The 7,741-nt window shown below is 44.7% G+C and carries 7 protein-coding genes; all 7 read right to left on the bottom strand.

Features of this window, described 5'->3' with window-relative positions:
• On the bottom strand, positions 1–2,067 hold a 2,067-nt coding region (locus tag DFP77_RS19995), incomplete at its 3' end, for a histidine kinase dimerization/phospho-acceptor domain-containing protein (protein WP_181858584.1).
• Positions 2,068–2,079: 12 nt separating this feature from the next.
• A complete protein-coding gene (locus DFP77_RS16655) occupies positions 2,080–3,282 on the bottom strand; it encodes an ABC transporter substrate-binding protein (RefSeq protein WP_114413351.1) in 1,203 nt (400 codons plus the stop codon).
• A 224-nt stretch (positions 3,283–3,506) separates the two neighbouring features.
• Positions 3,507–4,430 (bottom strand): 5-oxoprolinase subunit C family protein, encoded by a 924-nt coding sequence (locus DFP77_RS16650; protein ID WP_114413350.1) that lies wholly within the window; start codon positions 4,428–4,430, stop codon positions 3,507–3,509.
• Positions 4,420–5,124, bottom strand: coding sequence for a 5-oxoprolinase subunit PxpB (pxpB, locus tag DFP77_RS16645; protein WP_114413349.1), 705 nt, complete (start codon positions 5,122–5,124; stop codon positions 4,420–4,422). Before pxpB ends, DFP77_RS16650 begins: the two co-directional genes overlap by 11 nt.
• A gap of 3 nt (positions 5,125–5,127) precedes the next feature.
• Entirely contained in the window at positions 5,128–5,880 is a 753-nt protein-coding gene (locus DFP77_RS16640) for a 5-oxoprolinase subunit PxpA (protein ID WP_114413348.1), read from the bottom strand.
• A gap of 34 nt (positions 5,881–5,914) precedes the next feature.
• Positions 5,915–7,222 carry a TRAP transporter large permease gene (locus DFP77_RS16635; RefSeq protein ID WP_114413347.1) on the bottom strand — a complete coding sequence of 436 codons (1,308 nt, stop codon included), beginning with the start codon at positions 7,220–7,222 and terminating at the stop codon, positions 5,915–5,917.
• Positions 7,222–7,740: a TRAP transporter small permease gene (locus tag DFP77_RS16630; protein ID WP_114413346.1), complete on the bottom strand. Its 519-nt coding sequence runs from the start codon at positions 7,738–7,740 to the stop codon at positions 7,222–7,224. The genes DFP77_RS16635 and DFP77_RS16630 overlap by 1 nt, the downstream gene beginning before the upstream one ends.
• Position 7,741 lies beyond the last annotated feature (1 nt).

Here is a 7,741-nt window from a genome sequence, read left to right as displayed (position 1 = left end):
CACTTGAATGTCTTTGGTAATCCACTGGTTTTCACTTACCGTCCCCTGTCTATTTATAATAACAAATGAGGCGACAACTATCCTGACACAGGGGGCATTAGGGGAAATATCGAACAAGAGTTCGATGGACTTTTCATCGGCTTTTAGCGCCAGTATGTTTGCGGCATCACCAAATACATTATTAATATTGAAGTCGATTTTTTCGATGGTGAGCATACCTGCTTCGACTTTAGAAAAATCGAGAATGTCATTGATGATGCCAAGTAATGACTCGGCAGAATAACTGACCTTTTCAATATAGCTGCGTTGTTTTTTATTCAAGTCGGTTAACAACGCAAGATGAGACATACCAATGATGGCGTTCATTGGCGTGCGGATTTCATGGCTCATATTGGCGAGAAAATCACTTTTAGCTCGGTTTGCTTGCTCGGCGGCGTCTTTCGCGACTTCTAGTTCATTAGTGCGGTTTTTGACTTCGATTTCGAGCTGTTCTCGGTGTGCTTTGAGGGCGTTTTCAGCTTGTTTACGCTGACGAATATTATGCCAAGTACAGAGTGTTGCGGGATGGTTGGCAATCATAATACTTGCCATGGTAACTTCTGCGATCAGAGGTTGGCCGGTAGCGTCAGACAGCAGCCACTCAAAACGATGATAACCTTCTTGCTCTACTTGTCTAAGAACATTTTCAAGAGCGGTGGAAGAGTTATAACCATTGGCTTGAGTGGGTGGGCTGAGTTCTTCCATGGTTTTTTGTTTGATGTCCCGCTCTTGGGTGAACCTCATTTGTTCAACGGCGGCCTTGTTACACTCCACAACTTTATGGCCTGAAAGTATCCATACAGGGTCAGGAGATAATTCGAACATGGAGCGGAAACGGTTCTCACTGTCGACCAAATCTGCTAGTTGTTTTTTAACTCGACGAGATACAATCCAAGACAAAATCAGCAATGCCAAGACACCCATCAGTACCTTTGACGACATTTTTTTAGTGAAATCATCAAGACGTGTTTCTACTTCGTAGTTGGTTTTTTTTGACTGGGACTGAACGCGTTCACCAATGGAATCCAACATCTTAGGTAAGTCTTGAAAAGCGCTGTAGAAGCGTTTGTCTAAACGTTCTCGGTCACTTTCAATTTGTAGTTGATCGATACGCATCTGGTACAAACTCAAGCCAGAAGGAACAATGATGTCCCTTTGTTGATTCACATAATAGCGATCACCAAACATCTCGTTCGCCAGTTTTTGAGTTAGCGATGTTATTTTTTTTGAGGCGCCACTAAAGTCTTTTTCTAACAAAACCGGCAGACGGTTTAGGCTTTCTAATATCGGTTTCACACCATTGTCTTTGATGTCTCTTAGATTGTCTCTGTCGGCCTCGGTTAGCATGAAGTTAATCAGTACTCTCAAGTCAGAAAGGCTCAGGATAATTTGACGTATTTGCGAGTTTAGACGTTGATTTCCAAAGTTACTGTACTCTAATGCTAGCTTTGCTTTTTGGTCGCCGGTGCTGTTGTTGTAGCGATATAGAATAACGGCTTCACTAAGGTGTATTTTACCCTCCACATCATTAAGCAAATCGCGAATTACTTGTAATGTCGCTAGGGTATCTTCTTTGTAGTTGTCATTTGGGTAACTTTGTTTAAAGATGCTGCGTTGTTGGCTCCAGACTTGAATATCTACAGTGAGTTGCAGTATTTGATTAAGTCCTCTATTAAGCGCTGCAGACAAAAATCTAAAATCAATATCTTTTTCTCCCGCTTTTTCCAGTGACTTTATGGCAGCATCGATGCGGTCTATTTGTTCTGCTGGTGGATAAACTGCGGCATAGTCTTCTTTCAGTACTTGGCGTAGTCGATATTGATGCGAGGGTAAAAGTTCTCTTAGTTCGGACGATGCAAATAGCAGCTCGTCTTGGGATGTTCTTGCGTCGTTGTAAGTGACTTTTAAGTCGGTCAGCGCAGTTGAGAGCATGATGGAGAAAGCGATTGTCATGGTAAGTGCCACAAACGTAAGCAGCCAGACTAAGGACCGGATACTAGATTTTGGCATTTTCATGGACACTTTCATTACGTATGACACCTACTCTAAGAGATTCGCGTAATCGAGATACAATTTTGGCGCAGCGGAAAAAGGAATTGAAACCAGCTGCCCTACTTTCAACTGTGTTAACCATACGGAATGGCTTGCTTGATGCTCTTGGGGTGAGAGCATAAGCGGTACGCCAAGACCTATATCGAATTCCCCTAATGACTCAAGGGCATCAATGATTTTTTCGCGGCTTGTCGGTAATTCATTCGAAAATGGTTTGGTGAAGATTCGAGCCGCGATATAGCCTTCGAAGCTTAGTGGGTTTAGTTTAGCTTGTGGTGAATATTTAGCCATATCTTCACGGAAATCGATCGCTACAGGCAATGCTTTATCTCTAAATGAAGGCACCACCTGGGTGACTAGGATTCTGGCTGGTATGTCCTGTAACTGCTCCACAAATAAGCGACTGCCCATAAAGGAGATACCAACAAACAAGGGGTCTAGGCCATATTCTCGTGTTAATCGAATAAATTTGGCACTGGGGCCAGCGCTGCCAATCATGAAAATAACTTTGGGTGTGGGATTACGAATCAGTAAGTCTGCAACGGCGTGCTCTACCGCTAGAGTGTTGCGTGAGTATTCCATTTGAAATAGATGGTATTTTGGATCTATGTTGTGCTTTTCAATCAATGTATTAAGGTGCTTACGTCCCGTGCTGCCAAACATATCTTGTTGGTTAAAGAGTGCTATATCGTCTGGCGTCAAGTTTAGCTCGGCAGCGAGGGCATCAAAAACGGCAGCTAGTTCTTCTTCATAGCTAGCCCGATAGTTAATTAAGTAACGGTCGGGAGTAATAGGGCGAATAACAGAAGAGCCTGTGACAGGTGCAAATAAAAGCGTCTTATTTTCTAGGGCAATGGGCGCACTGACGGCGACAGTGGGGGTTCCTATATTGCCAAATAACACATCAACGAAACTTTCTTCAATCAGGGCTCTAACATTAGAGGCCACTTTTCTAGGCTCGTAAGCATCGTCCATGGCCATTAGCTGAACCGTGTGACCTGTTTCACTCTTGAAGCGAGAAAAAGCAGCGCGTGCGCCTGCGCTAAAGTCTTCTCCCATTGATGCGTTATCCCCTGAGAAAGCGCCACTCATTCCTACCTTCATAATCTGCGCAGATTGGCTCGTGCTTGCAGCGCTTAGGTTGGCAAGAAGAAGCAGAAAAGAAAAGATGACAAAGCGCGATAAAACCATTGGTTTTTAGTTCTCCGTTGAAGGAAATATAACGACAGAAAATAGACTTAGATTAAGTGTTTAACGACTCTCGCTTGAGTGTAGAGCGTTTTCTAGGAAAGGTGGGAAAGTATTTATATAGAAATTGTCTTGATTTGTTACTGATGTGCAACTTATTGCAATATAACGCTCATCAAAAGGGAGTTAGGGCTCATCTGCTTGATGAGCGTTATATCATTGAAAGGCTAGCGCCACTGTGCAAGGCGAGCCATTTGTAAATGACGCTCTTGCTCTGCCTGATCAACCGTAATCGGCGTAAACTGAATAATATCTCCTGGCTTTTGCTGTGCCAGAATGCTGCCACCAATACGTGTTACGCAGCCTATTTTTGGATAGCCACCTATGGTTTGCCTGTCTTGCAGCAAGACAATCGGTTGGCCATCTTTAGGCACTTGAATCGCACCATAAGCGATACCTTCAGAGATAATACCTTTCAGGGTACTGTGAATTTCTTGTCCTTCTAAACGGTAACCCATGCGGTCTGAGTTTGACGATACAGTGTAATCGCTAGAGAAAAAGTTTGCCCGTTCCAAAGAGGAAAAAGATTGGTATTGGTAACCTAAAATCACAGGGATTTCTCTGTTGCCATAATTCGGAATCGCCAAGCGTGGTACGGATCGTTTTTCATGATCAGAACAAGCTTGATAGACCAATATGTCCCCTTTTTTCAGCTTGTCGCCTTTGCCGGTTAATCCGCCAACCTTTTCGCGTACGACGGTCGCAACACTGCCTAATATGGGGTCGCAAAGGAAACCACCTTTTACGGCAAGATAAGCACGCAAGCCCCAGACTGGCTGGTGGAAGGCCAGAATATCGCCTTTTTTAATGGCGTAAGTTTGCCAAGGCGTGATGCTTCTATCGTTTAGTGTCGCTCCAAGATCCGCGCCAGTAATGGCGATGCTGGTGTCTGCTTGGGCTTCCAGAGTCAACATGCCAAAGGTGATTTCGACTTGAGGGCTGTTGTCTTTGTTATCTAGTAATGCGTTACCCCAGCGAAAGGCAACTTCGTCCATTGGCCCCCCCGTGGTTAACCCAATAGACTGATGACCATGACGACCCAAATCTTGAACCAGTGCCAATAAACCGGGTTTAATTACTTTAAAAGCCATCGAGCTGACCTCCTTGTACCAAGAACTCATCTCGAGAAATCGGCTCGAATCGAACCGAGTCCCCCATGGCGATAAGGGCGAGATTTTCACTTCCCCAATCAATTAAATTGACAGGCGTTCGTCCAATAATTTGCCAACCACCGGGCGTAACACTGGGATAAACGGCGGTTTGATTTTCTGCCAATGCCACACTACCAATAGGCACTTTTAGGCGTGGAGTAGTTTTTCTTGGAACATGAAGTTCATCGGGCGTATTCCCCAAAAAAGCGAACCCCGGCGTAAACCCAATGGCATAGGCGCGATAGGTTGTTTCACTATGACGCTGAATTATTTCGCTGATGCTCAAATGACAGTGCTTGGCAACGTCTTCGATATCAGGCCCGACTTCTTTACCGTAATAAACAGGAATCACCACTTCGCGCTGATCTTTGACTGAAAAGTCATTAGGATCAATGGCTTCTATGGTCTGGCGAATGGTTTTAAAAATAGCAAAGCGGTCATAATGGTCGTCATCAAACACCACCAATAGGGTGGTGTAGGATGGCACCAAATCAACAATGCCTTCTAGTTTTACTAAGTATTGTGTTACTTGAGCAATGTAGTTGGACGTAGCTTCGCTAATCACCCGACTAAAGGTTAATAAGCAGGCCTGATTACTGACCATTTCTATATTTGGAAGATTTTCACCGCTCATGATTTATTTCGCATTTGTCTGATTTTGTCGATCAACCAATGTACGGATGCGCGTTACGGCATCTACAGCATGAGCGCCATCGCCATGCACACAAATGGTATCTGCATGGATGGCCAGTTGCTTGCCTGAGCTGGTCGTTAATGTGCCTGTTTCGCATAATTGTTCGACTTGCTTTTCGATCAAATCAAAGCTGGCGTGAACGGCATTTGGTTCTTTACGGGGCGTGAGTCGACCTTCGTCTGTGTATAAGCGATCAGAGAAAGCTTCAAACCAAACGTTGAGACCGTATTTCTTGGCCATCTTCTTAATCTCAGGGGCTTCTGGCACGGCCATCACCATTAATGTCAATGTAGCGTCTAGTTCGCTTACTGCTTGCATCACTGTGTCTAACACAGCGAAATCTGCCATCATGGTGTTGTACAAAGCGCCATGAGGTTTGACGTAATCCACATGGGTGTTTTGGCTTTCGCAGATGCCTTTTAACGCGCCAATTTGATATTGAATCAACGCTTTTAATTCAGCGGGAGCAATATCCATGTTACGACGACCGAAGCCAACCAAATCCGGATAAGCTGGATGCGCGCCAATGGTGACATTGTGCTGTTTTGCTAAGGCAACGGTCTTTGCCATGGTCAATGGGTCGGAAGCGTGAAAGCCGCAAGCGATGTTTGCTTGATCAACAAATGGCATGATTTGATCGTCTAAGCCCATTTGCCAAGTGCCGAACGCTTCGCCCATATCACAATTTAATTTCATTTTTGATTCCTTAAGCCTGTACACTGTTAAGCGCTTAGTTTTGAGACATGGTTGTTGGTAAATAGGTCACAATTTCAGGAAAGATACTAATTAACAGAATGGCCACGCCAATAAGTAAAAAGAACGGTAAGGCAGCTTTTGCTACATACAAAATGTTCTTCCCTGTCAGGGCCTGAATCACAAAGAGGTTGAAGCCAACGGGTGGGGTGATTTGCGACATTTCCACCACTAATACAATGAAAATACCAAACCACAACAGGTCAATATTCGCTGCTTGTACCATAGGTAAGATGACCGCAACGGTCAGCACGACTACAGAAATACCATCTAAGAAACAGCCTAAAATCACGAATAACACGGTGAGGTATAGGATCAATTCCATAGGTGACAAAGACATGCCCGAAATCCACAAAGCCAAGGCTTTAGGTATGCCCAAGAAGCCCATTGCCAATGTTAGAAAGTGCGCGCCGATCAAGATGAAACCAATCATACAAGAACTTTTTACGGCACCTAATAAGCTGTCCATAAAGCTATGACGACTTAATGAGCCTGTGAGTGCAGCAAGCACCAAAGCGCCCGCTACGCCCAAAGCCGCGGCTTCTGTTGGCGTCGTAATACCGCCGTAAATAGAACCTAAAACAAAGCCAATTAAACCCATGACAGGCAATAGTTTGCGCAAGCCTTTAATGCGTGCAGACCAGCTAGTTTCATGGCCTGTTGTTTTAGGTAATTCGTCTTTATGTAGGTGTCCCCAGATCATGGTGAAGCCCATAAACAAAGATACAAGTAATAACCCCGGCAAAGCGCCAGCGATAAACAAGCGTGCGATAGACACTTCTGCCGCCACACCATAAACAATCAAAATAATCGATGGTGGAATTAACAGCCCCAATGTTCCAGAGCCTGCTAAGGTGCCGATGGCCATACGATCGCTGTAACCTTGTTTGCGAAGTTCAGGCAAGGTCATGCGCCCAATTGTCGCAGCGGTGGCTGCAGAAGAGCCGGATACCGCAGCAAAAATGCCACAACTAAGAATATTTACATGCAGCAATTTACCCGGAACGCCACCTAACCAAGGCGACAGACCTTTGAATAAATCCTCAGATAAGCGCGTACGAAACAGCACCTCCCCCATCCAAATGAACAATGGCAAAGCGGTCAGTGACCACGCAGTACTTGCCCCCCAGCTTGAGGTCGCAAAAAGCAAATCCACTTGATAGTTTTCAGAAAGAATTAAGCCCAAACCACCAATGGCGATTAGGGTAAAAGACACCCAAACACCCAGTGACAAAAGGGCAAGCATGGCAAATGCCAACAGGATAGAAATCCACATCATATCCATTAGATTTCCTCCAAAGACAGGGCGTCTTCTTGTTCACTGTAAGTAGGTTGTTTACCACCAAGTACTGAGATTAATGCATCCAAAATAGCTAGGTTGAGTGCGATGACACCAATGGCAACAGGCAGTTGAGGTATCCAAAGTGGCACAGGAATGTAGCCATATGACACTTCTTCATAAATATAGGACTCGTAAACCATGTAACAGCAGGCATAGGATAAATAGCTCAATAACGCTAAGGACAGTATTAGAATCGCGCCTTCTTGAATCTTGCGAGGTACCGGAGAAAATCGTTGAATCAGCAAGGTGACTCGAATATGGCCGCCTTCACGGAAGGTATAAGCCAATCCAAGAAAGGTCGATGCCGCAAGTGCATAGCCTGCGAAGTCTTCTGCAGAGGGGACAATAAAACCGAATAAACGACCGACGATTTGTGCTAATAAAAGCGAGGTAATAATAACGATACACAAACCGGACAGCAGGCCAGAGCAGAGGTAAAGTTTTTCTTTTAATTGGCTCATA

It is taken from the genome of Marinomonas foliarum (assembly GCF_003337275.1).
In the GTDB taxonomy this organism is placed as follows: domain Bacteria; phylum Pseudomonadota; class Gammaproteobacteria; order Pseudomonadales; family Marinomonadaceae; genus Marinomonas; species Marinomonas foliarum.
This window is presented reverse-complemented; position numbering and strand designations above follow the sequence as displayed.

Excerpts from the sequence above, each read along its gene's own strand:
- DFP77_RS16630 (WP_114413346.1), bottom strand. The coding sequence starts at position 7,740 with ATGAGCCAATTAAAAGAAAAACTTTACCTCTGCTCTGGCCTGCTGTCC.
- DFP77_RS16635 (WP_114413347.1), bottom strand. The coding sequence starts at position 7,222 with ATGGATATGATGTGGATTTCTATCCTGTTGGCATTTGCCATGCTTGCC.
- DFP77_RS16650 (WP_114413350.1), bottom strand. The coding sequence starts at position 4,430 with ATGGCTTTTAAAGTAATTAAACCCGGTTTATTGGCACTGGTTCAAGAT.
- DFP77_RS16640 (WP_114413348.1), bottom strand. The coding sequence starts at position 5,880 with ATGAAATTAAATTGTGATATGGGCGAAGCGTTCGGCACTTGGCAAATG.
- DFP77_RS16655 (WP_114413351.1), bottom strand. The coding sequence starts at position 3,282 with ATGGTTTTATCGCGCTTTGTCATCTTTTCTTTTCTGCTTCTTCTTGCC.
- pxpB (WP_114413349.1), bottom strand. The coding sequence starts at position 5,124 with ATGAGCGGTGAAAATCTTCCAAATATAGAAATGGTCAGTAATCAGGCC.